This window comes from Mycolicibacterium sp. XJ662 (assembly GCF_053484035.1).
Genome location: NZ_JBEFTL010000001.1, coordinates 1 through 25,494, shown reverse-complemented (window position 1 = coordinate 25,494; position 25,494 = coordinate 1). Strand labels below are relative to the sequence as shown.

The 25,494-nt window shown below is 67.1% G+C and carries 24 protein-coding genes and 1 pseudogene; 17 read left to right on the top strand and 8 right to left on the bottom strand.

Features of this window, described 5'->3' with window-relative positions:
- The first annotated feature begins 1 nt into the window (after window position 1).
- On the top strand, window positions 2-574 hold the full coding sequence (locus tag ABQE93_RS00125; RefSeq protein ID WP_448405236.1) for a hypothetical protein: 573 nt from the start codon (window positions 2-4) through the stop codon (window positions 572-574).
- A 3-nt stretch (window positions 575-577) separates the two neighbouring features.
- Here the strand turns inward: ABQE93_RS00125 and ABQE93_RS00120 are convergent, their stop codons facing one another.
- Entirely contained in the window at window positions 578-1,039 is a 462-nt protein-coding gene (locus tag ABQE93_RS00120; protein WP_448405235.1) for a YciI family protein, read from the bottom strand.
- Window positions 1,040-1,139: 100 nt separating this feature from the next.
- On the opposite strand from ABQE93_RS00120, the gene ABQE93_RS00115 reads away from it, so the two are divergent.
- Both ABQE93_RS00115 and ABQE93_RS00110 read left to right on the top strand, forming a co-directional pair.
- Window positions 1,140-2,744: an amidohydrolase gene (locus tag ABQE93_RS00115; RefSeq protein ID WP_448405234.1), complete on the top strand. Its 1,605-nt coding sequence runs from the start codon at window positions 1,140-1,142 to the stop codon at window positions 2,742-2,744.
- Window positions 2,745-2,746: 2 nt separating this feature from the next.
- Window positions 2,747-4,315: a long-chain-fatty-acid--CoA ligase gene (locus tag ABQE93_RS00110; RefSeq protein ID WP_448405233.1), complete on the top strand. Its 1,569-nt coding sequence runs from the start codon at window positions 2,747-2,749 to the stop codon at window positions 4,313-4,315.
- A 2-nt stretch (window positions 4,316-4,317) separates the two neighbouring features.
- Here the strand turns inward: ABQE93_RS00110 and ABQE93_RS00105 are convergent, their stop codons facing one another.
- Window positions 4,318-4,932 carry an SOUL family heme-binding protein gene (locus tag ABQE93_RS00105; RefSeq protein WP_448405232.1) on the bottom strand — a complete coding sequence of 205 codons (615 nt, stop codon included), beginning with the start codon at window positions 4,930-4,932 and terminating at the stop codon, window positions 4,318-4,320.
- A 69-nt stretch (window positions 4,933-5,001) separates the two neighbouring features.
- Here ABQE93_RS00105 and ABQE93_RS00100 point away from each other — a divergent pair, with 69 nt between their 5' ends.
- From ABQE93_RS00100 to ABQE93_RS00085, 4 genes are all read left to right on the top strand, one after another.
- On the top strand, window positions 5,002-5,973 hold the full coding sequence (locus ABQE93_RS00100; RefSeq protein WP_448405231.1) for an o-succinylbenzoate synthase: 972 nt from the start codon (window positions 5,002-5,004) through the stop codon (window positions 5,971-5,973).
- A gap of 45 nt (window positions 5,974-6,018) precedes the next feature.
- Complete coding sequence (locus tag ABQE93_RS00095; protein ID WP_448405230.1) at window positions 6,019-7,164, top strand: LLM class flavin-dependent oxidoreductase; 1,146 nt, start codon at window positions 6,019-6,021, stop codon at window positions 7,162-7,164.
- Between the two features lie 76 nt (window positions 7,165-7,240).
- Window positions 7,241-8,191, top strand: coding sequence for a GlxA family transcriptional regulator (locus ABQE93_RS00090; protein ID WP_448406465.1), 951 nt, complete (start codon window positions 7,241-7,243; stop codon window positions 8,189-8,191).
- 13 nt (window positions 8,192-8,204) lie between these two features.
- Complete coding sequence (locus ABQE93_RS00085; RefSeq protein ID WP_448405229.1) at window positions 8,205-8,927, top strand: DJ-1/PfpI family protein; 723 nt, start codon at window positions 8,205-8,207, stop codon at window positions 8,925-8,927.
- Here ABQE93_RS00085 and ABQE93_RS00080 read toward each other — a convergent pair.
- On the bottom strand, window positions 8,924-9,805 hold the full coding sequence (locus tag ABQE93_RS00080; RefSeq protein WP_448405228.1) for a DUF559 domain-containing protein: 882 nt from the start codon (window positions 9,803-9,805) through the stop codon (window positions 8,924-8,926). The genes ABQE93_RS00085 and ABQE93_RS00080 overlap by 4 nt on opposite strands.
- Before the next feature lie 126 nt (window positions 9,806-9,931).
- On the opposite strand from ABQE93_RS00080, the gene ABQE93_RS00075 reads away from it, so the two are divergent.
- From ABQE93_RS00075 to ABQE93_RS00065, 3 genes are read left to right on the top strand one after another with little or no spacing between them, the layout of a single operon-like run.
- Window positions 9,932-10,720 carry an alpha/beta fold hydrolase gene (locus ABQE93_RS00075; protein ID WP_448405227.1) on the top strand — a complete coding sequence of 263 codons (789 nt, stop codon included), beginning with the start codon at window positions 9,932-9,934 and terminating at the stop codon, window positions 10,718-10,720.
- Window positions 10,717-12,366, top strand: coding sequence for a 2-succinyl-5-enolpyruvyl-6-hydroxy-3-cyclohexene-1-carboxylic-acid synthase (gene menD, locus ABQE93_RS00070; protein WP_448405226.1), 1,650 nt, complete (start codon window positions 10,717-10,719; stop codon window positions 12,364-12,366). The genes ABQE93_RS00075 and menD overlap by 4 nt, the downstream gene beginning before the upstream one ends.
- A complete protein-coding gene (locus ABQE93_RS00065) occupies window positions 12,363-12,935 on the top strand; it encodes a DUF3592 domain-containing protein (RefSeq protein WP_448405225.1) in 573 nt (190 codons plus the stop codon). Before menD ends, ABQE93_RS00065 begins: the two co-directional genes overlap by 4 nt.
- Window position 12,936: 1 nt before the next feature.
- Here ABQE93_RS00065 and ABQE93_RS00060 read toward each other — a convergent pair whose 3' ends face one another.
- The gene (locus ABQE93_RS00060; RefSeq protein WP_448405224.1) at window positions 12,937-13,608 is read right to left on the bottom strand and encodes a DsbA family protein; all 672 of its coding nucleotides are present in this window, start codon (window positions 13,606-13,608) and stop codon (window positions 12,937-12,939) included.
- A 109-nt stretch (window positions 13,609-13,717) separates the two neighbouring features.
- Between ABQE93_RS00060 and ABQE93_RS00055 the strand changes: the two genes are divergently transcribed.
- The 4 genes from ABQE93_RS00055 to ABQE93_RS00040 all read left to right on the top strand — a co-directional run bounded on the left by ABQE93_RS00055 (window position 13,718) and on the right by ABQE93_RS00040 (window position 18,629).
- Window positions 13,718-14,845, top strand: coding sequence for a glycosyltransferase family 4 protein (locus ABQE93_RS00055; RefSeq protein ID WP_448405223.1), 1,128 nt, complete (start codon window positions 13,718-13,720; stop codon window positions 14,843-14,845).
- 137 nt (window positions 14,846-14,982) lie between these two features.
- On the top strand, window positions 14,983-15,669 hold the full coding sequence (locus ABQE93_RS00050) for a demethylmenaquinone methyltransferase (RefSeq protein WP_448405222.1): 687 nt from the start codon (window positions 14,983-14,985) through the stop codon (window positions 15,667-15,669).
- A gap of 68 nt (window positions 15,670-15,737) precedes the next feature.
- Window positions 15,738-17,516, top strand: a complete 1,779-nt coding sequence (locus tag ABQE93_RS00045) for a hydroxysqualene dehydroxylase (RefSeq protein WP_448405220.1) — start codon at window positions 15,738-15,740, stop codon at window positions 17,514-17,516.
- Between the two features lie 45 nt (window positions 17,517-17,561).
- Window positions 17,562-18,629 (top strand): alpha/beta hydrolase fold domain-containing protein, encoded by a 1,068-nt coding sequence (locus tag ABQE93_RS00040; RefSeq protein WP_448405219.1) that lies wholly within the window; start codon window positions 17,562-17,564, stop codon window positions 18,627-18,629.
- On the opposite strand, the gene ABQE93_RS00035 is transcribed toward ABQE93_RS00040, so the two are convergent.
- Together ABQE93_RS00035 and ABQE93_RS00030 are read right to left on the bottom strand one after the other, a co-directional pair.
- Window positions 18,614-18,829, bottom strand: a complete 216-nt coding sequence (locus tag ABQE93_RS00035; RefSeq protein WP_069406461.1) for a hypothetical protein — start codon at window positions 18,827-18,829, stop codon at window positions 18,614-18,616. The genes ABQE93_RS00040 and ABQE93_RS00035 overlap by 16 nt on opposite strands.
- A 605-nt stretch (window positions 18,830-19,434) precedes the next feature.
- Complete coding sequence (locus tag ABQE93_RS00030; RefSeq protein ID WP_069406459.1) at window positions 19,435-20,106, bottom strand: TetR/AcrR family transcriptional regulator; 672 nt, start codon at window positions 20,104-20,106, stop codon at window positions 19,435-19,437.
- Between the two features lie 107 nt (window positions 20,107-20,213).
- Between ABQE93_RS00030 and ABQE93_RS00025 the strand changes: the two genes are divergently transcribed.
- Genes ABQE93_RS00025 through ABQE93_RS00015 form a run of 3 tightly spaced genes read left to right on the top strand, consistent with a single transcriptional unit; the run spans window position 20,214 to window position 24,407 of the window.
- On the top strand, window positions 20,214-20,858 hold the full coding sequence (locus ABQE93_RS00025; RefSeq protein WP_084223442.1) for a TetR/AcrR family transcriptional regulator: 645 nt from the start codon (window positions 20,214-20,216) through the stop codon (window positions 20,856-20,858).
- Between the two features lie 55 nt (window positions 20,859-20,913).
- The gene (locus tag ABQE93_RS00020; protein WP_069406458.1) at window positions 20,914-21,354 is read left to right on the top strand and encodes a DUF6188 family protein; all 441 of its coding nucleotides are present in this window, start codon (window positions 20,914-20,916) and stop codon (window positions 21,352-21,354) included.
- Window positions 21,351-24,407 carry an MMPL/RND family transporter gene (locus ABQE93_RS00015; protein WP_448405217.1) on the top strand — a complete coding sequence of 1,019 codons (3,057 nt, stop codon included), beginning with the start codon at window positions 21,351-21,353 and terminating at the stop codon, window positions 24,405-24,407. Before ABQE93_RS00020 ends, ABQE93_RS00015 begins: the two co-directional genes overlap by 4 nt.
- Before the next feature lie 58 nt (window positions 24,408-24,465).
- Here the strand turns inward: ABQE93_RS00015 and ABQE93_RS00010 are convergent.
- Together ABQE93_RS00010 and ABQE93_RS00005 are read right to left on the bottom strand one after the other, a co-directional pair.
- Window positions 24,466-24,884: pseudogene (locus ABQE93_RS00010) on the bottom strand (PaaI family thioesterase); the annotation flags it as partial.
- 351 nt (window positions 24,885-25,235) lie between these two features.
- Window positions 25,236-25,494: hypothetical protein (locus ABQE93_RS00005; protein WP_448405216.1), on the bottom strand; the 259-nt coding region annotated here is incomplete at its 5' end.

The window sequence follows — 25,494 nt, the reverse complement described above, 5'->3', positions numbered from 1 at the left end:
CGTGTTTCGCTGGGTGGCGGTGCTGGTGGCGGGTCTTCTGCTCGTCACGGCCCCGCCCAGCCATGCCGAGGCCGAGCCGACACTGCCGGTGTTCACCCCGTACCCGTCGGACTGGCAGCCCGACTACTCGGTGTTCCCGTACAACCTGTGGCAGATCCGGGTCACCCCGGAACAGATCACCGCGCAACGTGATTCGTGTCAGTGGTTCAACGCCCAGTACGACGAGCTCATGGGGCAGGTGTACGGGTTCAAGCTGTTCCTGGCCGAGCAGGGTGACTATTGGAACAGACCCGGGGTGACCGAGGCCGGTGACGTCGTCGCCGCCAACCTCGACCAGTCCGCGGCGTTCCTCGAGCCCCGCGCGCACACCCTGTTCATCATCAACTACCCCGATCAAAGTGAGTATTCGCCGCTGTTTCACGGGGATTCGATCTACCGGCTGTGGTATCAGTTCACCCAGATCAGCGACAAGATCAAGAAGCGGCTGCCGTCCGGGCAGATCAACGCCAACATCGCGACCGCCAACGTCTACGGCACCGTGATCCGCGATTCCGGGGTGTGCGCCGGGGCCTGACCCTCACCCCAGCCGGTCGGCCTCGGCGCGCGCCTGCGCGGCGAGCTTCTCGGCCAGCTCCGCCTTCCACAGGATCTCCTTCTTGACCCATGGATTGTCCTGCGGGAACTCCTCGGTCTCGGCCACCCGGCGCACCTCGATCTTGACGCCCTTGCCGAGCGGAACCTTTGTCGCCCACCGCTTGGCCTCGTCCTTCGAGGACACCTCGAGGATCCAGAACCCGTTGAACAGCTCGGTTTCGGAGTACGGGCCGTCGGTGACCGCCGGCGGATCGGCGTCGAAGTCGACGACGAAGCCCTCCTCGGGCCCGGTCAGGCCCTCGCCGGCGCGTAGGACGCCGGCCTTGATGAGTTCCTCGTTGAAGCGGCCCATCGACTCGAGAATTTGGTCGAAGTCGATCTCGGCCGCCACCATCGCGGCCTCGGCTTCGGGGCCCGACCGCATGATCAGCATGTAACGCGCCATCGTGTGTCTCCTTCGGGTGGTGCACGTTGTTTCCATAAAGACCGACCGGTCCCGACGGCATTTCTCATCGAATCCGCCCGCCGGCTGCAAAGATGACCGGATGCCGACCGCTGACCTGGTCATTCGGGGAACCATCCTGACCGTCGACGACAACCGACCCACCGCCGAGGCGATCGCCGTCGCCGACGGCCGCATCGTCGCCGTCGGCGCCCACTCCGACGTCGCCAGCTGGATCGGGCCGCTGACCCGCCAGCTCGACGTCGACGGCTGCGTCATGCCGGGATTCGTTGAAGCCCACGGTCATCCGCTGATGGAGGCGATGGTGCTCTCCGACGCCATGGCCGACGTCCGGCCGGTCACGCTGCCCGACGCGGACGCGGTCGTCGCGGCGATCCGCGCCGAGGTGGCCGCGCGCGGCGCCGACGGCGCCTACCTCAACGGCTGGGATCCGCTTCTGCAGCAAGGGCTTCCCGAGCCCACCCTGAACTGGCTCAACACGATGGCGCCCGAGCACCCGCTGGTGATCGTGCACAACTCCGGGCACAAGGCGTACTTCAACACCGCCGCAGCGCACCGGGCGGGCCTGACCCGCGACACCCCGGATCCCAAGGGCGCCAGCTACGGCCGCGACGCCGACGGCGAACTCGACGGCACCGCCGAGGAGATCGGCGCGGTGTTCTCGCTGCTGACCGAGGCCATCCAGCCCAGCGACTACCCTGCGATGCTGCGCGCCGAATCGGCCCGGCTCAACCGCGCCGGCCTGACCACCTGCTCGGAGATGGCGTTCGACCCGACACTTCGACCGCTCGTGGAGCAGATGCGCGACGCGCTCACCGTGCGGCTGCACCTCTATGAGATCTCCAACGCCCGGATGGCCACCGACGCGACCCCCGACAACGGTGATGACCTATTGCGCCAAACCGGTATCAAGATCTGGGTCGACGGCTCGCCGTGGATCGGCAACATCGACCTGACGTTTCCGTACCTGGACACCGACGCCACCCGCACCATCGGCGTCGTACCGGGTTCGTGCGGCTGCGCCAACTACACCTCCGAGCAGCTGACCGAGATCGTCAGCGCGTACTTCCCGCGCGGCTGGCAGCTGGCCTGTCACGTGCACGGCGACGCCGGCGTCGACACCATCCTCGACGTCTACGAAGACGCGCTGCGCCGACATCCCCGCGCTGATCACCGGCTGCGCCTCGAACACGTCGGCGCCATCCGCCCCGAGCAGCTGCAGCGCGCCCACGACCTCGGCGTCACGTGCAGCATTTTCGTCGACCACATCCACTACTGGGGCGATGTGCTCGTCGACGGGCTGTTCGGCCCCGAGCACGGAAGCCGGTGGATGCCGTGCGGATCGGCGGTGGCCACGGGGATGCGTATCTCGCTGCACAACGATCCGCCGGTGACCCCCGAGGAGCCGCTGCGCAACATCAGCGTGGCCGTCACGCGCACCGCACCCAGCGGCCGGGTGCTCGGCCCCGAGGAGGCGCTCACCGTCGAGCAGGCGATCCGCGCGCAGACGATCGACGCCGCCTACCAGCTGTTCGCCGACGACGTCGTCGGATCACTCGAGGTCGGCAAGTACGCCGATCTGGTGGTGCTGTCGGCCGACCCGCGTGCGGTGCCGGCCGAACAGATCGCCGATTTGGAGGTTCGCGCAACTTTCCTGGCTGGCGCGCAGGTTTATGGCAGGCTCTGAACATGTCTGACCTGCCTGAGCCCCGTTTCCTCGACGAACGAACCGCCCACTGGGCCCAAACCAAGCCCGACGCCGAGGCGATGACGTACCTGGACCGGACCTGGACCTGGGCGCAATGGAACGACCGGGTGCGGCGGCTCGCCGGTGCGTTGACCGAGCGCGGCATCAAACGCGGTGACGTCGTGGCGTTCCTGGACAAGAACCACCCGGCCGGCGTGGAGTTGACGCTGGCGGCCGCTTCGCTGGGCGCGGCCAACGCGCTCATCAACTTCCGGTTGGCCGCCGACGAACTCGACTACGTGCTCAACGACTCCGACGCCAAGCTGCTGGTCGTCGGGTCTGAGCTGAAACCGGGCATCGACAAGATCCGCGACCAGCTCACCAACGTCGAGCACATCATCGAGGTGACCCCGGAGGGCGGTGACGGCGACGAGTACGAGGCGATGCTGGCGTCGGCGACCCCGGTGGACCGCGGCGCCGACGTCACACCCGACGACGTGTGCATCATCATGTACTCCTCGGGCACCACCGGCAGGCCCAAAGGCGTTGAGCTGACACAGGCCAACATCATCGCCCACACCGTCAACGCGCACGAGGGCTTCGAGTTCGACGAGGGCGACAAGAGCATGGTCTCGATGCCGCTGTTCCACGTCGGCGGCTCGTCCTACGTGCAGTTCGGCCTGCACGACGGCGTGCCGAGCGTGATGACGCGCGAGGTCGACGGCGCAGCGCTGGCAGGTGCAATTCTGCAGGGCGCCAACAGGACGTTCCTGGTGCCCGCCGTGCTGGCCAAGGTGCTGGAGTCCGGCGAGGACGCGGTGAAACTGTTCGCCGCGCTCAAGACGTTCGCCTACGGCGCGTCGCCGATGCCGCTGCCGCTGCTGCGGCAGGCGCTCAAGGCGTGGCCGGACACCGAGTTCATGCAGGTGTACGGGCTCACCGAGGTGTGCGGGGTGATCAGCCACCTGTTGCCCGAGGCGCACCGCGACCCCGGCAGGGAGGAGCGGCTTTCCAGCGCGGGCACATTGGTGCCGAACGCGGAACTACGCGTCGTCGACCCGGACACCCTCGAGGACGTCGCGCCCGGCGAGCAGGGCGAATTGTGGTTCCGCACACCGCAGTTGATGAAGGGCTACCACAACAAGCCGGAGGCGACGGCCGAGGCGATCACCTCCGACGGCTGGTTCCGCACCGGCGATGTCGGACACGTCGACGAGGGCGGGTACATCTTCGTCGAAGACCGGCTCAAGGACATGATCATCTCCGGTGGGGAGAACATCTACTCCATCGAGGTCGAACGGGTGCTGGCCGAGCATCCCGCCGTCGGCGACGTCGCGGTCATCGGCATACCCGACGAGAAGTGGGGCGAGGTCGTCAAAGCCGTTGTCTCACTTGAGGGCTCCGCTAGCCCCGAAGAGCTCATCGCGTGGTGTCGCGAACGGCTGGCAGCCTACAAGTGCCCCAAGAGCATCGATATCACCGACGAGCTGCCGCGCAACCCGACCGGCAAGATCCTCAAAAAGGAACTGCGCAAGCCCTACTGGGAGGGCCGCGACCGGGCGACGGTCTAGCGCTACTCGCGCACCGGGATCGCGATCTCGTTGCGGCGGCGAAACGGCACCGTCCACGGCGGGTCGTAGAACCAGGCCTGCGCCGGCCCGGTGGCCTCGACGCCGTTGGCGCGCAGCGTCTCCGAGAGCTCCTCGGAGCGGGCCGCGACGGCCTGGGCGCTGCGGTCACCGCTGAACCGCAACACCGCGACCGTTTCACCCGGCACCGTCACCAGCCGTACCTCGTCGTCGTCGGGGCTGGGCAGCGTGTCCAGCGTCCACTTCGACGGCATGTAGAACCGGATCGTCGAGTGCTCGCCGTCGCGGGCTTGGGCCACCGGCGCCGTCATCGCGATCTTCTCGCGGGACTGGCTGACCGGCGCGGTCATCGCGATCGTCTCCTCGCGGTGGTTGCCACCGAAGATGTAGCCGGCGAGGCGGCGAAACCCGATGTAGCGGGCGCGGTCCTCGTCGGCGGTCACCGTGGTCTCAGCGGCGATCCGCGGACCGTACTTACGGATCTCCACGTCGTCGGTAAGCCGGGTGCCCACGTAGTGCGGCTCTTCGGTGCCCACCCGGATGCCCACGATCGACAGCACCGATTCCGCGATCTGTACGGGAATCTCGAGCAGCCGCATCATCATTCTCCTTGGTCGCTTGAGAATTTGCCGGTTACGCAAGGAACTAAACATCGGCGGTGGGGCAGGATGGACGACGTGGCGCACCTCGACGACATCCTCGACCGTCTGCACGTGGTCGCGCTACCCATGCGAGTTCGGTTCCGCGGCATCACCGTTCGCGAGGTCGCGCTGATCGACGGGCCGAACGGGTGGGGTGAATTCGGGGCGTTTCTCGAATACCAGCCGCCCGAGGCCGCGCACTGGCTGGCATCGGCCATCGAGGCCGCCTACCAGCCGTCGCCGCCGACGCACCGTGACCGCATCCCGATCAACGCCACCGTGCCCGCCGTCGACGCCGCGGCGGTACCGGAGGTGCTGCAGCGCTTCCCCGGGGCGGCCACCGCGAAGGTGAAGGTCGCCGAACCGGGTCAGTCGCTGGCCGACGACGTCGCACGCGTCAACGCCGTGCGCGCGCACGTGCCCACGGTGCGCGTCGACGCCAACGGCGGCTGGACCGTCGAGGAGGCACTCACCGCCGCGGCGGTGTTGACCGCCGACGGCCCGCTGGAGTACCTGGAGCAGCCGTGCGCGACGGTCGCGGAGCTCGCCGAGCTACGCCGCCGCGTCGACGTGCCGATCGCCGCCGACGAGAGCATCCGCAAGGCCGACGACCCCCTGCACGTGGTGCGCGCCGCAGCCGCCGACATCGCGGTGCTCAAGGTGGCCCCGCTGGGCGGCGTCGCCAGGCTGCTGCACGTCGCCGCGCAGATCGACATCCCGATCGTGGTGTCGTCGGCGCTGGACTCGGCCGTGGGCATCGGGCGTGGCCTGCTGGCCGCCGCGGCGCTGCCCGAACTGCGCCACGCGTGCGGGCTGGGCACCGGCGGGTTGTTCGTCGAGGACGTCGCCGAACCGCCGTCGCTGGTCGTCGACGGGACGCTGCCGGTGGGACCCGTCGTCCCGGATCCGGCCCGGCTCGCGGCGCTGGCCGCCCCGCCCGACCGCAGGCAGTGGTGGATCGACCGGGTTCGGGCCTGTCACCGGCTCATATTGAAGTAGCCGACTACTCTAGGCGGCCCTGCTCGCCGGCATGACCATTCATGCATGACCAAAACTCGGATTGGCGTGATGGACCCGATTCTCGCTGCGCGGCCTTCGGCCGATACCTTCACCCGCGCCAACTATCTGAACGCAGTCGCCAGCCGAGTCGACTCTTTTTGGGTCCCGGACCACCTCAACGCCTTGTTTCCGCGGTCCTTATGGAATCAGAAGTACGCCGGTGGTGCGAAGATCCTGCCGTCTGCGGACGCCTGCCTAGAACCGTGGACCATGCTCGGACACCTCGCTGCCCGCAATCGGCTCCGCCGCATGCGTCTTGGCGTCGGCGTGACCGACGCCGGTCGACGGAACCCGGCCGTAACCGCCCAGGCCGCGGCGACCCTCCAGCTGCTCACCCGCGGGAGAGCCATTCTGGGTATCGGCACCGGAGAGCGTGAAGGCAACGAGCCCTACGGTGTGGACTGGTCGAAACCGGTCGCGCGGTTCGAGGAAGCGATGGCCACGATTCGGGCGCTCTGGGACTCGAATGGTGAACTCGTGAACCGGGATTCGCCGTTCTTCCCGCTGCGCAATGCGATCTTCGATCTACCGCGGTATCGGGGCAAATGGCCCGAAATTTGGATCGCAGCGCACGGGCCGCGGATGTTGCGGGCCGTGGGCCGCTATGGAGACGGCTTCTTCCCGGCATTTGCGCACAGGCCGGAGGACTATGCGCAACGCTTGGACGTGGTCCGTGCCGCGGCCTCCGACGCAGGCCGTGACCCGATGACGATCGTGCCCGCCCTGTGGGTGATGGTCGTCACCGGCCGCACCGCGGGCGAGGTCGATGACGCCCTGGAGTCCGAAATCATCAAGGCCGCCGGCCTCAACGCTCCCGACGACTTCTTCGCCCAATACGGTGCCCAACATCCGTTGGGGGTCGGCTTCACCGGGGCGCAGGACCTACTGCCCCAGGACATGGACGAGCAGGAAGCCCTGTCGCACATCAAGGCGATCCCCACCGAGGTTGTCCGAAATATGTTTCTCGCCGGCACACCCGATGAGGTGATCGAGCGCGCTGCGGAGTGGCGCGATTGCGGGGTCCGGTACATCGTCCTGGCCAACGTCAGCCTGATGCAGCGAAACCTGCGCAAAGGTCTGGCGTCTCTGCTGTCGTTCAACAAGGTCATCAGCGGCCTGAAGAAGCTCTAGTGGACGTGTCCTAATCTGTGGGGTACATGGCATAGACGCCACGTCGGCGGTGCACAACACTGAATCCGTGCGAACGGTGATCATCCTCGGCTACCCGGGTGTGCAGGCGTTGGACCTGGTCGGCCCGCACGAGGTGTTCACCGGCGCCGCGATGTATCTGCAGGCCCACGACCGCGGCGGCTACCAGGTGCACGTCGTCACCGGAAACGGCGAACCGGCGACGACGGGCACCGGTCTGGCGTTCGCCGCGCAACCCCTACCTGACCCGCGCGGGCCCGTCGACACCGTGATCCTGCCCGGTGGGTCCGGGGTGGACGACGCCCGCGCCGACCCCGACGTCGTCGCATGGGTCCAGGCCGCCGCACAGCACGCACGTCGTGTCGTCAGCGTCTGCACCGGCGCGTTCCTGGCCGCGCAGGCCGGTCTGCTCGACGGCTGCCCGGCCACCACGCACTGGGCGTTCGCCGACCGGCTGGCGCGTGAATTCCCCTCGGTCACCGTCGATCCCGAACCGATCTTCGTGCGCAGCAGCGAGCGCGTCTGGACGGCGGCGGGTGTCACCGCAGGCATCGACCTGGCGCTCGCGCTGGTCGAGGAGGACCACGGCACCGACGTCGCGCAGACCGTGGCGCGCTGGCTGGTGATGTACCTGCGCCGGCCAGGCGGGCAGACCCAGTTCGCCGCGCCGGTGTGGATGCCGCGCGCCAAGCGCATGCCGATCCGGGCGGTACAGGAAGCCATCGAATCCGAACCCGGTGGACCCCACAGCATTCCGGAGCTGGCGCGGCGCGCCGCGATGAGCCCGCGCCACTTCACCCGGGTGTTCACCGACGAGGTGGGGGAGGCGCCGGGCGCCTACGTCGAACGGATCCGCACCGAGGCCGCGCGCCGCCAGCTCGAGGAGACCGACGACACGCTCACCGCGATCGCCGCGCGCTGCGGCTTCGGCACCGCGGAAACGTTGCGCCGCAACTTCGTCCGTCGACTCGGTATTTCACCCGACCAGTACCGCAAGACGTTCGCCTAATAGAGGAGAAGACATGCAGATCGCGATCATGGTCTACCCGGGCTACACCGCACTGGACTTCATCGGACCCTACGAGGTGCTGCGCAACCTGCCCGACACCGAGGTGCGGTTCGTCTGGCATGAGCCCGGGCCCATCGCAGCGGATTCGGGGGTGCTGCTCATCGGCGCCACGCATTCGTTCGACGAGACGCCTGCACCGGATCTCGTGCTGGTGCCCGGCGGCGGCGCCACGTTCGAGCACGCCCGCGACGAGAAGGTGCTCGACTGGGTGCGCCGCGCGCACGAGAACTCGACGTGGACGACGTCGGTGTGCTCGGGGTCGGTGATCCTGGCCGCGGCCGGGCTGCTGGAGGGCCGCCGGGCCACGTCGCACTGGATGGCGTTGCCGACGCTGAAGGCCTTCGGCGTCGAACCGGTCGGCGACCAGCGGATCGTGCGGGAGGGCAAGATCGTGACCGCGGCCGGGGTGTCGGCCGGGATCGACCTGGCGATGTGGCTGTGCGGGCAGATCGGCGGCGAGGCCAAGGCCAAGGCGGTGCAGCTGGTCATCGAATACGACCCGCAACCGCCGTTCGACTCCGGGCACACCTCCAAGGCGTCGGTGGCCACCAAGGCGGCCGCGACGGCGCTGCTGACCAGCGACATGGTCAAGGCGCACCAGGTGGCGCCGTCGGTGAAGCTGGTGTGGAGCGCCGCGCTCAAACGGGCGCGTCAACGTGTGATTTCGGCGCGCTAATGCCCCGCCACGGTCCGTGAGCGCGCCGAAATCGGTGAGCGGATGACGGCGAGAACCCGCTGCGGGTACTCGACGAGGTCCAGCCAGGTGAAGCGCAGCACCTGCCAATCGTGCAGGATCAGATAGTTCTGCCGTTTCCGGTCGTGCTGGAACGCCTCCTGGTCGCTGTGAAACGCCCAGCCGTCGACTTCGATCGCGATTTTCAGCTCCGCAAACGCGACGTCGATCTTGTACGGGCCGCACGGATGGTTCGCCTTCCATCCTGTGACCCGTGCGTTGCGCAGCAGCGTGAGGAGCAGCCTCTCCGCCTCCGACCGGGCACCGTCGGACGCCGCGTGCAACAGCCGCCGTGCCCGCGGCGAGCCGTACCGGCCCTTGTTGCGTAGATGCGCCCGCCACAACTGGTTCAGGGTGACATGGCGCTGCAGCGCGGAATCCATCAACTTCACCCCGTCACCGCGCTGGATGGCCGCTTCGACCACCGTCAGGTCCAACGCCGTCACCCGCATCCCCTCGAGCTCGACGACGTCGGACGGGCCGAGGTCGCGCCGTCGCACCCGGCAGCCATCACGGCTGCGTCCGTGACTGTTCCGGGGGACTGTGACTTCGGCGATCTCGGGTGCGAACCTCGTCAGGTGGTGCCACCACGCAGCTGTCAGACCGCTCGCCGCAGCCCGTGGGCCGTAACCCCACACCGCGGCGCGGACACGCGCCGCGTCGGTGAACGGCCGATCCTCGACGAAGTACACCCCGGGCGTGCACCTGCGCCAATGACCGGAAGCCACGCGCCGTTGTACGACCTTGTGGCTCAAGCCGGCGTCGCGGGCCTGGGCGAGCGTGATCACGCCGTCATGGCGGCGCAAGTACTCGTCGATCATGGTTGTTTGGACGCGCCGGACGGCCGCGCGGTTCCACTCCCGGCGATTTCGGCGCGCTCACGCCCCGCCACGGTCCGAAAGCGCGCCGAAATCACCGCGAGAAGGCGACCAAGTACCGTCGTCAGCGTGAATCTGGCCTACGACGACCGCGGTAGCGGTCCCGCTGTGGTGTTCATCGCCGGTCGCGGCGGTGCGGGCCGGACCTGGCATCTGCATCAGGTCCCCGAGTTCCAGCGGGCCGGCTATCGCTGCATCACCTTCGACAACCGTGGCGTGGGCGCCACCGAACAAGCCAGCGGCTTCACCATCGAGACGATGGTGGGCGACACCGCGGCGCTGATCGAGAAGCTCGACGCCGCGCCGGCCCGCATCGTCGGGGTGTCGATGGGCTCGTTCATCGCCCAGGAGCTCATGGTGTCGCGACCCGAACTGGTCGACCGCGCGGTGCTGATGGCCACCCGCGGCCGCGCGGACCGCACCCGCGAGTTCTTCCGCGACGCCGAGCGCGAGCTCAACGAGGCCGGCATCGATCTGCCGCCCAGCTATGACGCCAAAATCCGTCTGCTGGAGAGCTTTTCACCGAAAACGCTCAACGACGACGCGAAGGTCCGCGACTGGATCGACATGTTCATGATGTGGCCGACCAAGCCCACCCCGGGACTGCGGGCCCAGATCGGCGTCGCGCCGGAGGGCAACCGGCTGCTCGCGTACCGCGCGATCACGACCCCGACCCTGGTCATCGGGTTCGGCGACGACGTGGTGCTGCCTCCGCATCTGGGTCGCGAGGTGGCCGACGCCATCCCCACCGGCCGTTACCTGGAGATCCCCGACGCCGGCCACCTGGGCTTCATCGAGCAGCCGCAGGCGGTCAACGAAGCGGTGCTGAAGTTCTTCGCCGATAGTCTGGAGTCGTGAACCCATCGACCGCGCAGGCCCGCGTGGTCGTCGACGAACTGATTCGCGGCGGCGTACGCGACGTCGTGTTGTGCCCCGGCTCACGTAACGCACCGTTGGCGTTCGCGCTGCACGACGCCGACCGGGCCGGCCGCATCCGGCTGCACGTGCGCATCGACGAGCGCACGGCCGGTTACCTGGCGATCGGGTTGGCCGTCGCCGAGCAGGCCCCGGTGTGTGTGGCGATGACGTCGGGCACCGCGGTGGCCAACCTGGGCCCGGCGGTGGTGGAGGCCAACTACGCGCGGGTGCCGCTGATCGTGCTCAGCGCCAACCGGCCCTACGAGCTGCTGGGCACCGGCGCCAACCAGACCTTCGAGCAGCTCGGCTACTTCGGCACCCAGGTGCGCGAATCGATCAGCCTGGGCCTCGCTGAGGAGGCGACCGAGCGGATGGCCGAACTCAACGCGCAGTGGCGCTCTGCGACATGTCGAGTCCTGGTGGCGGCCAAGGGCTCCCGCTCAGCCAACGCGGGGCCCGTGCAGTTCGACATCCCGCTGCGGGAACCGCTGGTGCCCGACGCGTTCGAGGGGCGGGCCAGTGGTGCGTACGTGCCCGACGGTCGGCCCGGCGGCAAGCCGTGGACCCACACCCCGCCCGTCACGTTCGATCAGCCGCTGGACATCGATCTCACGCCCGACACCGTCGTCATCGCGGGCCACGGCGCGGGCGAGCACCCCAACCTGGCCGAGCTGCCAACCGTCGCCGAACCGACGGCGCCGCCCGCCGCCAACCCGCTGCACCCGCTGGCGTTGCCGCTGATCCACCCCAAGCAGGTCATCATGCTGGGCCGCCCGACGCTGCACCGGCCGGTCTCCGCGCTGTTGGCCGATCCGTCGGTGCCGGTCTATGCGTTGACGACGGGCCCACGCTGGCCCGACGTGTCGGGAAACTCGCAGGCCACCGGCACCCGCGCCGTCACCACCGGCGCACCGCATCCGGGCTGGCTGAAGCGGTGTAAGGAGTTCAACCGGCACGCCGTCGACGCGGTCCACGGCCAGCTCGAGGCGCACCCGTTGACGACGGGGCTGCACGTGGCCGCCGCGGTGGCCGACGCGCTGCGGCCGGGGGATCAGCTGGTGCTGGGCGCGTCGAATCCGGTGCGCGACGCGGCGCTGGTGGGGTTGAACACCCACGGCATCAAGGTGCGCTCCAACCGCGGCGTGGCCGGCATCGACGGCACGGTGTCCACGGCGATCGGGGCGGCGCTGGCACACGAACGGGCGACCGCAGGTGGCCGCACGATCGCGCTGATCGGCGACCTGACCTTCGTGCACGACAGCTCCGGTCTGTTGATCGGGCCGACGGAGCCGACGCCGCGGCACCTGACCATCGTGGTGTCGAACGACAACGGCGGCGGCATCTTCGAACTGCTCGAGCAGGGCGATCCGCGGTTCTCCGATGTGTCGTCGCGGATCTTCGGCACCCCGCACGACGTGGACGTCGGCGCGTTGTGCCGGGCCTATCACGTGGACAGCCGCCAGCTCGAGGTCGACGAGCTGGCCGATGCGCTCGACGAACCGTTCGACGGGATGCGGGTGCTGGAGGTGAAGGCGGACCGGTCCTCGCTGCGGGCGTTGCACGCGTCGATCAAGGCGGCGCTGTGAACCTCGGCAGGCTGCGGCATCCGATCGCGTTGCTGCACAGCGTGTTTCCGAACCTGTCGGCGGACCCGAACGGGTCGCGGACCCAGCGGGTGTTTCGACGGATCCGCATCGGCATCGTGATCGTGGCGTGCCTGGTGACGTTGCAGTCGGTGTTGATGGTGTTGGGCGCATGGCGCAACGACCGTCAGATCGAACGGCATATGGGTGTGGCGGAGGCCGAGGTGCTCAGCGCGGGGCCGCGGCGCTCGACGATCGAGTTCGTGACGCCGGACCGGGTGACGTATCGGCCGGAATTGGGGGTGCTGTACCCGTCGGAGTTGGAGGCGGGGATGCGGATCTATGTCGAATACGACGTGAACGACCCGGATCTGGTGCGGGTGCAGGACCGCAACGCGTCGCTGGCGATCATCCCGGCCGGTTCGATCGCGGTGGTGGGCTGGCTGATCGCGGGCGTGGCGTTGGCAGGATCCAGCCTGGCCCAGCGCCGGCTCACCCAGCGCCTCGAACGCCGAAAGGGACAACCGGGCGGGAAAGATTCCGCCGTTTCGTCGGTCTCGGCGCCGGATTAGCTCACGACTGGATGAGCTTCTCCAGCCAGGCGTCGTCGTAGATGTCGAGGCGTTCGTCGTTGACCAGGTCGTAGACGGTCGGCGTCCCGGTGCTCAGCGGATCGATCTGATAGAGGTAACCGAAGTTCGTCACCTCCATATCGGCGACGTTCACCGCCGACCCGCCGGTCGCCACCCGCTTGGCCACACTGTCGGAAAGCCCTGCTTCCCTTGCCATCCCAGCCATTTCGTCGTCGCTCGGCCCCGGGCCGCCGGGCTCTTGATGCGCCCACAGCTCCTCGACGAACCGTTGGAACGCCGCACCGGTGGCCTCGGGGTCGGCGGCCAGGAACAACGCGTTGCTCACCCGCGCCGAATGCCCGTCGGCCTCGGTGTCCAGAAACGTCAGCGGACGGTAGGTGATCTTCAACCGACCAACAGCGATGTAGTAGGCGAGTTGATCCCCGAAGTCGGCCTGCAAATCAGCGCAATGCGTGCACTGCGGTTCGGTGAAGATCTCGATGTGCGCCCGCGCGTTATCGAACCCGGCGACGACGCCGTAGCCGTCCTCACTCAGCTCGACGGGCGGCTTGTCGGGGTCGGGCTCCGCGGCGCCGGCGACGTGGCGGGTGCACCCCGCCGCGACGAGCGCCACCACGACCGCCAGCACCGCCAGGATCCGCGATATCCGCATGTCAACCGCCTTCCAGTGGGCACATTACGCGACACAATCCACCAGGTCTTCGCCCGCCGTACCCCGTGCCGCAACCTCGCCGACAACCGCCGCTGACACCCTTTCCGGTGTGCGCGTTGCCATCGTCGCAGAGTCCTTCCTCCCCAACGTCAACGGCGTCACGAACTCGGTGCTGCGAGTGCTCGAGCATCTGCGCCGCACCGGTCACGAAGCCCTCGTCATCGCCCCGGACACCCCGCGCGGCCAACCGCCCGCCGCCCGGGTGCACGACGGTATCCGCGTGCACCGCGTGCCGTCACACATGTTCCCCGCGATCAACTCGCTACCGCTGGGTGTGCCACGCCCGCGGATGCTCGGTGTCCTGCGTGGATTCGGCCCCGACGTCGTGCATCTTGCGTCACCGGCCCTGCTCGGCTACGGCGGCCTGCAGTCCGCGCGCCGCCTCGGGGTGCCGACGGTCGCCGTATTCCAAACCGACATCGCCGGTTTCGCGCAAAGCTACGGCGTCGGCTTCACGGCCCGCGCCGCATGGGCGTGGACCCGACATCTGCACAGCCGTGCCGACCGCACCCTGGCGCCGTCGTCGGCCGCCGTGGAAAGCCTGATCACACACCGCATTCCGCGGGTACACACGTGGGCGCGCGGGGTCGACATCGCCGGGTTCGTGCCGTCGGCCCGCGACGACGCGCTACGTCGCCGGTGGTCGCCGCACGACAAACCCATCGTCGGGTTCGTGGGCCGGCTCGCCCCGGAAAAACACGTCGAGCGGTTGGCTCCGCTGGCCGCCCGCGACGACCTGCGACTCGTGATCGTCGGCGACGGTATCGACCGCGCTAAACTCCAAAAGACACTGCCCTCAGCGGTTTTCACCGGAGCGCTGTACGGTACGGAGCTCGCCGCGGCCTACGCGTCGATGGACGTGTTCGTCCACCCCGGTGAACACGAGACGTTCTGCCAGGCCGTGCAGGAGGCGATGGCCTCCGGGGTGCCCGTCGTCGCACCCAGCGCCGGCGGCCCGCGTGACCTGGTGGCGCCCTACCGCACCGGGCTGCTGCTGGCCGTCGACGAATTCGAAAGCAAGCTCCCCGCGGCCGTCGACCACCTGATCGCCGAACGCGCCCGCTATTCGGTGGCCGCGCGGCGCAGCGTGCTCGCCCGCACTTGGCCGGCCATCTGCGACCAGCTGCTCGACCACTACGACGACGTAATCGGGCACCGCCGCCTCAAGGCCGCGTGAGCGTGACGTTCAGCCCACATTTCTCCTCGCGAGCAGACGCAGAAGGCCCCGAAATTGCGTCCGAAAGGGGGTTTCTGCGTCTGCTCGCCGGGGAGCGCCCGGCAGGATAGGGGAGGCCGACAGGTAGCGTCGACGCCGTGAACCGCGCGACGCTGGACAAGGACCCGCACGACGTCGCGTCGATGTTCGATGCGGTCGCACGCCGTTACGACCTGACCAACACCGTGCTGTCGCTGGGCCAGGACCGGTTCTGGCGGCGCGCGACGCGCGCGGCGCTGCGCATCGGGCCGGGCGACAAGGTGCTCGACCTGGCGGCGGGCACCGCGGTGTCGACGGTGGAGTTGGCGGCCTCGGGTGCGTGGTGCGTGGCCGCCGATTTCAGCGTCGGGATGCTGGCCGCGGGTCAGCGCCGCGATGTGCCCAAGGTGGCCGGCGACGCCACTCAACTACCGTTCGCCGACGGCGTTTTCGACGCGGTGACGATCAGCTTCGGGTTGCGCAACGTGGTCGACCACGCCGCCGGGCTGCGCGAGATGGCGCGGGTCACCCGCCCCGGTGGGCGGCTGGTGGTCTGTGAGTTCTCGACGCCGACGAACCGGCTGTTCGCGACGGCCTACAAGGAGTACCTCATGCAGGCCCTGCCGCGGATCGCCCGCGCGGTGTCGTCGAACCCGGAAGCCTACGTTTACCTCGCCGAGTCGATCCGCGCGTGGCCTGACCAGCCGGGGCTGGCGCGCGAGATTGCCGACGCCGGATGGTCCTCGGTGCGGTGGCGCAACCTCACCGGCGGAATCGTGGCGCTGCACGCCGCGACCAAGCCGTAGCTGGAGCAACCTGACGCCACACGGCGTGTCGCCGCCCTCCGAAGCAGAATCACCATTAACTTATCGGCATGTCGGGTGATGCGTCTCACACGCACCTGTCCCGCAGGACGTTCCTCGCCGGAACCGCGGCGGCGGCCGCGTTGGCCTCGATGCCCCCGCGGGCCCGTGCCCAGTCCGGCAAGACCGTCGCGGTGTTCGGCGCGGGCATCGCCGGGTTGACCGCCGCGCACGAACTCGTCGACCGCGGCTACCAGGTCACCGTCTACGAACGCAAGGAACTCGGCGGCAAGGCCCGCTCGATACCGGTCCCGGACTCCGGCGCCACCCCGTTGCCCGCCGAACACGGCTTCCGGTTCTTCCCCGGCTTCTACAAGAACGTCACCAACACGATGCGCCGGGTCCCCTTCCCCGGCAACCGAAACGGCGCCTGGGACAACTTGACCCGCGCCACGTCGTACCTGCATTCCGGGATGGGCCGTGCGGATCTGACTGTGCCGCTGCCGCTTCCGTTGCCGACGATCCCCAACCCGATCACCCCCGAAGTGTTCATCGAATCGGTCACCGCGGTGTTCGAGACGTTGTTTCGGCTGCCGCCGTTGGAGGCGGTGTACGCCGCGCAGAAGCTCGCGGTCTATGTCACCAGCAGCACCGAACGCAAACTCGGGCAGTGGGAGCACATGACGTGGGAGGACTACATCGGCGCGAACCGAAAGTCCCGCGAATACAACCGCTATCTGGCCGACGGTATCATCCGCAACCTGGCCGCCTCCAAATCCAAAGACGCCAGCGCCCATTCGATCGGGCTGGTCGGCGAAGCCTCGGTCTGGTCCATCCTGATGTTCGGAAACGACATCGACGGCAAGGGTTTCGACCGTGTGCTCAACGGTCCGACGAGCTCGCAGTGGTTGGACCCGTGGATCGAGCACCTCCGCGACCAGGGGGTGCAGTTCCGCGTCGGTCAGGCGTTGGCGCGGTTCACCCCCAACGGCAGGCACATCGAGTCGGCCACCGTGGTCAACCAGGGCGGCATACCGCAACCCGTCGTCGCCGACTGGTACATCTCGGCCGTGCCGTGCGAAAAGCTCGCCACCGTCTTGACCGACGACGTCATCGAGGCCGACCCGCAGCTGGCCAACATCGCGCTGCTGCGCACCGAGTGGATGAACGGCCTGATGTTCTACCTCAAGGAACGCGTGGACGTCACCAAGGGCCACGTCAACTACGTCGACACCGGCTGGGCGATCACGTCGATCAGCCAGGAGCAGTTCTGGAAGAAAAGCCTCACCGAATACGGCGACGGCACCGTCAAGGACTGTATGTCGGCGATCATCTCGGACTGGAGCACGCCGGGCAACTTCAACGGCAAGAGCGCCCGCGACTGCACACCCGAGGAGGTCGCCCGTGAGGCGTGGCAACAGATCAAGGCCCACCTCAACGACACCGGCAAGGTCGTCGACGACGACATGGTGCACTCGTGGTTTCTGGACCCGGCGATCATCGGCTCGGGCACCCCGGATGTGCGCAACGACGAACCGCTGTTCATCCAGGATCCGGGTTCGTGGCATCGCAGGCCGAACGCGGTGACGGGGATCGACAACCTGTTCCTGGCGGGCGACTGGGTCAAGACCGATCAGAACGTCACGACGATGGAAGGCGCCAACGAGGGCGGGCGTTACGCGGCCAACGGGGTGCTGCAGGCATCGGGCTACAACGGCGAGATGGTCAAGATCGTCGAGTTGTTCCAGGCGCCGTGGTGGGGCCCGTTCAAGGAGCTCGACCGCGGCCGCTACCGATCGGGTCTGCCGCACGCGCTGGACATCTTCGACTCCAGATGGCCGACCAAATAGCCCAGGTAGCACCACAACAACGCTGCCTCGTTGTACGGTCGCGAAATGTACGGACGTCTGGCAGACCCCGAATCCACACTCGGCACGGATCCGCGCGCTGATCCGCGCATGGTCAAGGCGTTCGCGCCGTTCGGCCTCGATGGCCGCCTCCCGGCTGCGCCGCTGACTGTCGACTCGCCGCTGGCGGACCGGCTCGAGTACGCCGCGATCAACGAAGAAGGCATGGGGGCCATCCTGGACGTCTTCGCCCAGGCCGCACCGCAGGTCACCGGCGTCACCACCACGACGACTCAGATCACCGGCGTCGACGACAACGCCATCACCGTCTACGTCAGCCGTCCGGATGGGGCGCCCGGCGCGTTGCCCGCCGTCGTGCATCTGCACGGCGGCGGGATGGCCATCGGCAGCGCCGGCGATGTGAGCTACCGACGGCTTCGCGAATACCTTGCTGCCACAGGGGTTGTCGTCGTCGGCGTGGAATTCCGCAACTCGGGCGGCAAGCTCGGCCCGCACCCGTTCCCTGCGGGGCTGAACGACTGCGCGTCTGCCGTGCAGTGGGTCGCGGCCAACCGCGCGGAGCTCGGCGTCAGCCACCTGATCGTGTCGGGGGAGTCCGGCGGAGGCAACCTCACCCTCACCGTCGCGCACAAGGCCAAACGGGAAGGCTGGCTGGGGGACATCGCCGGGCTCTACGCACAATGCCCCTATATCTCGAACCGCTGGCTCGACGAATGTAACGATCTGCCGTCGTTGGCGGAGAACGACGAGTACTTCGTCAGCCGCCAGCAGTTGGCGCTGCTGGGCTCCATCTACAACCCGGACGGCTCGCACGCCGACGACGCCACCTGCTGGGCCGGCGCAGCCACCGAGGACGAGCTGACCGGGATGCCCCCGCATGTCATCTCGGTCAACGAGCTCGACCCGCTGCGCGACGAGGGCCTGCTGTACTACCGCCGGCTCGTCCGCGCGGGCGTGCCCGCCGTGGGCCGCGTGGTGGCCGGCACCTGCCACGGTGGCGACCTGCTGTTACCGCATGTCATGCCCGAGGTGTTCGACGCCAGCATCCGCGACGTCAGCGGGTTCGCGAAATCGCTTGGTCAGCCGATGTTCTGAATATCGTTGGGGGTCACGATGACTTCGCCCCTGGCCTGCTTCGGCGGCGTGCGGGGCTGGTCACCGAGCCGTTCGCACACACCGACGTAGGTCACGTTCTGACACGGGCCCGACGGCACCGCGGCGGCGACGCCGGCTGAGCCCGCGGCCGCCGCCAGAACGAACGCCCCGACTGCCACACGAATTCTCAGACCTCGCATCGTGGTTCCTTCCTCGATGCACTGACAAACGCCGCCGTGTCCAAGAGTAATCCCGGCGCGGGCCTGTGAACAGTTCCGCTAGCTGGGCTTACAGTTAGTCAGACTCGACAATGCCTGTGTCCCAAGCCCGTTGGGTCTGCGCGCCGACGTCCGGGTCGTGGGTCTGCTGAAAGTTGCGTGTACGCCACATCGGTACTTTCGACTTGCTGGTATGACGCTGCAGCGTGGCCCTCAAACGCCTTTCTCGCGCTGAGTATCTGATCCGTCGTCGAGCTTGCTGGCCACAAGGGCATCCTTTCCGTCGCCCATCGTCGGCAAGCCAACTCGGATGTCGTCGCTCCAGATAGCAGGTCCGATGAATCAAGTAACCGGCTGGCTAAGGGTAATCGATCGTGGTACGGCTGACAGCTGGCTCGAGAGCTGCCAGTTCTTGTCGCTGAGCGCTTACCTCTCTGTTGCCGGTGATTGGCGAATTCTTGGCAGCTCCCTTCTTGTGGTCGGCGTGGCGCATCGGACTCTCCGGATGGTGACGACGATGCTGGCGTGGTGCTTGGTGTTCCCTCACGGCCACCCAGTGCTCGGCTGTGGGAATGGGAGGGCGTAATTCACTTCGGCCGAGTGTCAGTTTTGTCTGCCATTACCGGTGGTGTGATCTTCTGCTGGTGGACGGTGAGGAAGTCGTCGACGATGCGCGTGCAGTCGTCTTCGTTGATGACTCGGAATCCTGTGATCTTTGCGAATGCGAGTGGGCCGATGATTTGGCACAGCACGAGGTTGAGGTCGAAGTCCCGTAGTTGGCCTTGCGCTGCGGGGCTTCGCAGCAGCGCATCGAACGGTTGGCGGTAGTGGTCGATCAGGCGTGCACGCAGGGCACCGGTTGCCTGTTGACCGTCGGTTTCACCCTTCACGTTGGTCGGCCCCAGGACCAGCCATGCCAGCGTGGTGACGTGTAGAGGAGCTTCGTTGAACAGTCGGGCTTGTCGGGTCAGCAGTTCGATGAGTTGCTCTCGGAGGGCGCGGTTGGTGGGGGCGGGAGGGGTCACCTGGGGTAGTAGGCGCTCGAAGGTCGCCGCTAACAGGTGCGATGAGCTGCTGAAGTGCCGGTAGAGCGTCGTGCGGGCCACTTTCGAGGCCTTGGTGACGGCTTCCACCGTAACCGCTTCAACACCGCCGGTACTCAAAAGAGTTGCGGCAGCGTCTAATAGACGATTCCGTGACCGCGCGCGACGCGGATCGGCATCGTTATCAGCCGCACTGAGTGCTGCATCTTCGACCATGGTGACTCGTTTCGGCGATTGTGGAATTGAGGCTAGTGCCATTCCGGCAACCCCCGTCATGGTACAACCGGTAGCGCACCGACACGGACGGCATTGGAGGTGTTGCGATGACGTCTCCGGTAACCGTGGACGCGTCTCTCGCCGGGGTGGCATCGCCGGAGGTTTACGGCTCATCGTCGCGCCGGGACGCGATCTTGGCTGCGGTGTTGACGATCGCGAGAAGCGGTGGCTACGAGGCCGTTCGGATGCGAGCCGTGGCCGAACGTGCCGGCATGGCCGTCGGGAGCCTCTATCGGTACTTCCCGTCGAAGACACATTTGTTGGTCAACGCGTTGACTCGGGAGTTCACTCGGATCGAGCAGATGTGCGATTGGTCCGCAGACGGCATCGCAGCCGAGCGACCGCTGACTAGCTTGACCGCCCGCCTGCATGCGGAGTGGCAACGCGATCCCCTTCTCACTGAGGCCGTGGTGCGCGCTTTCGTCGCTGCCGACGCGTCCGCCGCCGAAGACGTCGACGAGGCGGCAAGCGTCATCGAGGGGCTGATGGCACACGCGATGGGCGGTGAGCGACCGACGGTTCGGGATCGACAGATCGCCGGCCTGATCTCTGACGTGTGGTTGGCGAATTTGACTGCATACGTCGGCGGGCGACTATCAGCCCACGCAGCTCGCTGCAACATCGACCGCGGCGTGTCGCTGCTGCTCGGTGTGACACCCGGCGCCCTTGCGTTGGAACGCTACCGGTTATAGCGTAGCGATACCGACAGTTCCTTTTCCCTGTTCGGCGACGTGCGGAGGGAAGATCATGCTCAAGCAGTGGATTGAGACGTGCGCCGTCCAGCGCATGGGTCTGCGCGACGGACTGGTCCTCAACCTCGATGATTACAACGAGGTCGTCATCTCGCGGCCGTTCCGGTTGAGGCTGCCGCCGGCCGGCGCGTTCCCCGCCGAGGATGTGCTGATCGACCCCCACTGCGTCGCGCCCGAGGAGAGAGCCCTGTTGGACTTGGCTGGTTCGACATGCACCCAGGCCTGGTGCGGCGACGATGGCGCCCTGCACCTGGAGTTCTCACGCGGGCACGGTATCCACGTGCACTCCGACGAGCACGCTGCCGCTTGGGAACTCTATGGAAAACACCACGGTTACATGGCCTGTCTGCCGGGCGGCCGAGTCCGGTTCGTACGTCACGATCTGCCCGAGGGCGCCGACGCCGCTGCTGGCGAAGCGCCCGCCACGTCGGCGTGAGCGAAGACGAGACCGGCTCAGCGGTGAACCTGGCGACGGCTGGCCGTCGCGGCGCCACTCCCGACATATCGGGTTCCACTGAGTACAGTCGCCGGCTCGCGGCCGTCGGCGCCTTCACGCTTCGGCATAAGGCGTTGGTGATCGGTTTGTGGATCGGCACGGCGGTGGTTCTGGCCGTGCTGTTTCCGCAACTGGAGACGGTGGTGCGGCAGCAGTCGGTGGATCTGGTTCCCCGTGATGCGCCGTCGTTCCAGACGGTGGACCGCATGAGCGAAGCCTTCGGCGAGCCGGGCTCCAAGACGATGTTGTTCGTGGCCATGGAGGACGAGTCTGGGCTGACGCCCCAGGCGCGGCAGCGCTACGAGGAACTTGTCGATCGCCTGCGCGCTGACACCGAACATGTTCTGCGGGTCCAGGATCTGCTTGCCGATCCCGTCACTGAAGCGCAGGCGGTCAGCCAGGACCGCAAGGCCTGGTTCGTGCCGGTCGGAATCGCCGGCACTTTGGGCGATCCGACGGCTGCGGAGTCGGTGACGGCGGTACGCGCGATTGCCACCGATGTCTTCGCCGGCACATCGACCACGGTTCACGTGACCGGTCCGCCGTCGACGTTCAGCGATCAGATCGCCAGTGCCGAACACGATCTGCTGTTCATCTCGATCGCCACCGCAGGACTGATCGCGTTGATTTTGCTTATCGTCTACCGGTCGGTGTTCACTGCGCTGCTGCCCCTGCTCGTGATCGGGTTGAGCCTGGCCGTTGGACGCGGGGTGCTCTCCGTGTTCGGTGAGATGGGTATGCCCGTTTCACAATTCACTGTCGCGTTCATGACGGCGATCCTGCTGGGGGCGGGCACCGATTACAGCGTCTTCCTGATCAGCCGCTACCACGAACAACGCCGTGCCGACGTCCTCGCCGACCAAGCGGCCATCGACGCGACCGCCAGCATCGGGCGGGTCATCCTTGCCTCTGCGGGGACCGTCGCGTTCGCGTTCCTGGCCATGATTTTTGCTAAGCTCAGCGTGTTCGCCGCACTCGGGCCGGCGTGCGCGGTCGCGGTGATGGTCGGATTCTTGGCCACGGTCACCCTACTACCGCCGGTTCTGGCCGTGGCCGCACGGCGCGGCATCGGAGACCCGAAACCCGATCGCACGCAACGGTATTGGAATAGCATCGCCGTAGCGGTGGTGCGCCGACCGGTACCACTACTCACGGTCAGCCTGGTCATCTTGGTGGCGCTGTCAGCGGCGGCGGCCACCATCAGCATCAGCTACGACGATCGCAAAGGCCAGCCCGGGTCCACGCAGAGCAACCAGGGTTATCAACTGCTCGACCGGCACTTCCGCAAAGACGTTGTGATCACCCAGTTCCTCGTTGTCGAGAACCCCACCGACATGCGCACAGGCAAAGGGTTGGCCGACCTCGACGAGATGGCCTCACGCGTCTCCCAGCTGTCCGGGGTCGCCACGATCTCCGGTGTCACCCGACCCGCCGGTCAACGCCTCGAACAAGCGCAATTGTCCTGGCAGAACGGCGAGATCGGCAACAAGATGGCCGACGAAGCGGCCGAGGGCAACGCCAGAAAAGACGATCTGGCCAAACTCACCAGCGGCGCCGACCAACTCGCCGCTGGCCTTGCACAACTGGACCGCACCCTGCGAACTGCCCTCGGTCCGCTGATCGACCTGCTCACCCAGGCTCAGGACACGGCGACCCAAGTCGACCGGTTCGCCCCCCTGCTCCAACAACTCTCGACTACCGCGCCCGCCGTGGACCGGGCTATTCAATTCGGACCCGGTCTGCGTCCGCTCGCCGAACAAACACGAAACGCGATCACCATCATCGACCCCCTCCGGGGTGTCCTCGAGTCCTCCCCGTGGTGCACCACCACACCGCAATGCATACAGATCCGTGACCAGATCGGTATCCTGATCACCCTGCGCAACAACGGATTCTTCGACCAGATCGCCAGTCTCGGCGACCGCTACAACCCCGCCACCGACGCCACCGTCACCGGCACCCTGTCCCAGGTGCAGACAGCTGTCACCGCAGTAAACAAAGCATACGGCGGCATCGCCGGCCACGGCGACCTCGCCGCCAACATCAAGCGCCTTCAACACAGCATCAGCGAGCTCGCCTCGGGCGCAAAGGCATTGGCCGCCGGTGTCCGTACACTCGTCGACAGCAACATCGAAATGCTTTCCGGGATGAGCCAGATCGCCGCCCAACTTCAGGACTCCGCCCGAGCCAGCGTCGGCTCCGACACCTCCAGCGGCTTCTACCTGCCGACCAGCGTCTTCGAGAACCGTCAATTCGCCGATGTCGCCGAACAATTCCTATCCTCGGACGGCAAGACAGCGCGTTTCGTCATCGAGTCGGCTGTCGACCCCTACAGCGTCGAGGCGATGAACCTCGCTCACGAAATGGTCGACACCGCCAACACCGCACGACCCAACACCTCACTGGCAGACGCCACAGTGTCCGTCGCGGGATTCCCGGCCGTGAACTCCGACATCCAACGACTGCTCTGGAGCGACTTCACCCTACTGGCGATCGCGACACTAATCATCGTCAGCCTGATCCTCGTCCTGTTGTTGCGCGCCATCGTCGCCCCGCTCTACTTGCTGGGCACCGTCGTCCTCAACTACCTGGCGTCCATGGGGATCGGGGTTATGGTGCTCCAATGGTGGCTCGGCCACGACATCGCCTGGCCGGTACCGTTGCTCGCCTTCATCATCCTCGTTGCCGTCGGCGCCGACTACAACATGTTGCTGGTATCGCGCCTGCGCGAAGAGTCGACGAACAACATCCGCATCGGCGTTCTGCGCACCGTCGCCAACACCGGCTCGGTCATCACGTCCGCAGGACTCATCTTCGCCGCCAGCATGTTCGGCCTCATGGTGGGCTCTATAGCCATCATGGTTCAAACCGGCCTGATCATCGGCTGCGGACTGCTGCTGGATACTTTCCTGGTACGTACCCTCACAGTGCCCGCCATCGCCACACTGCTCCGCGAGACCAGCTGGTGGCCACACCGCGCACCCGCCCGATAAGCGTCCGAGCCGACCCACGACGCCGCACCAGGCATGACGGCCGCGCTAGAGGGTGTTCGGCCGCCTCCGGCGCTGCGATCGTGGCGGTGCCCTGAGCCGCGCACACCAACGTGCCGTTGTTGGTGATGTCGATCCGTGCCACGCCGCTACGCTTGGCCAACAACAGTATGTCGGCCACCGAGATGCACACCCCGTTGAACATGCCCGCAACAAATTGTCTTTGAATTCTGTGGTCAACCCATGATCCGGGCGAAGTGACGGGGTAGAACACCACGCCCAGACAGTGTTCGACCAGCGCCGCCAGACACCCTCCGTGCAATGCCCTACGGTGTCAACAGATCCTCGCGTACCGACATCTGCACGACGCGCCGACCGGCGACGAACTCGGTGTGGCGCAAGTCGAGGAAGCCCGACAACGCGCCGGAACGTACTGGCGGAGTGGAGCAACTCATCGGTGATGTCGGCCTCGAAATGCAGTGGTACCGGTGCGCAGTAGCCGACCGCGAGTTGCGGGCAACCGCGGGCGTGCCGGTGATTCACAGGGTGAAGCTCAACAGGTCGTCGCACGTTGCGGCGATTGCGCCGCCTTGGGCTCGGGTACGTCGATGTGGCGTTCGTCGTATGCGACGTCGGTGTACACCTGCTGCCCCGACCGGAATACGGTCATGTGCAGCTCGTTCAGGGTGTCCGGGCTGCACCCCATGCACCTGGGGTTGTGCGGGTTGTGCGCAGCCAGGGGTTCTGCATCGGTGTGCGACGTCGTCGCCGGGTGTCTTCCTCACCGTCGGCGTACCGCTGACGGGAGCGGTGCGGCGCGGGTGTGCCGGTTCAGCGGCCCAGAAGGCGATGTAGAACGCCTTTGCGAGACAGAATCCCAACCTGCGATGTGATTTCACGGAGCTCAGCCGCTATGCCATAGGCGGACGATCGCTTGCATACTGCTTCTCCTACCAGTGCCGCTGCAATGCCGCGACTGTCGCCAAGTCGTGGTTCCTCAGCGCGGCGTATTAGTTCGCCGGCCAAACGATGTGCGGCCTCAGACCAGCGAATCGGCACAGTTTGATGGTCGAAAATGTTCATGGCCGAT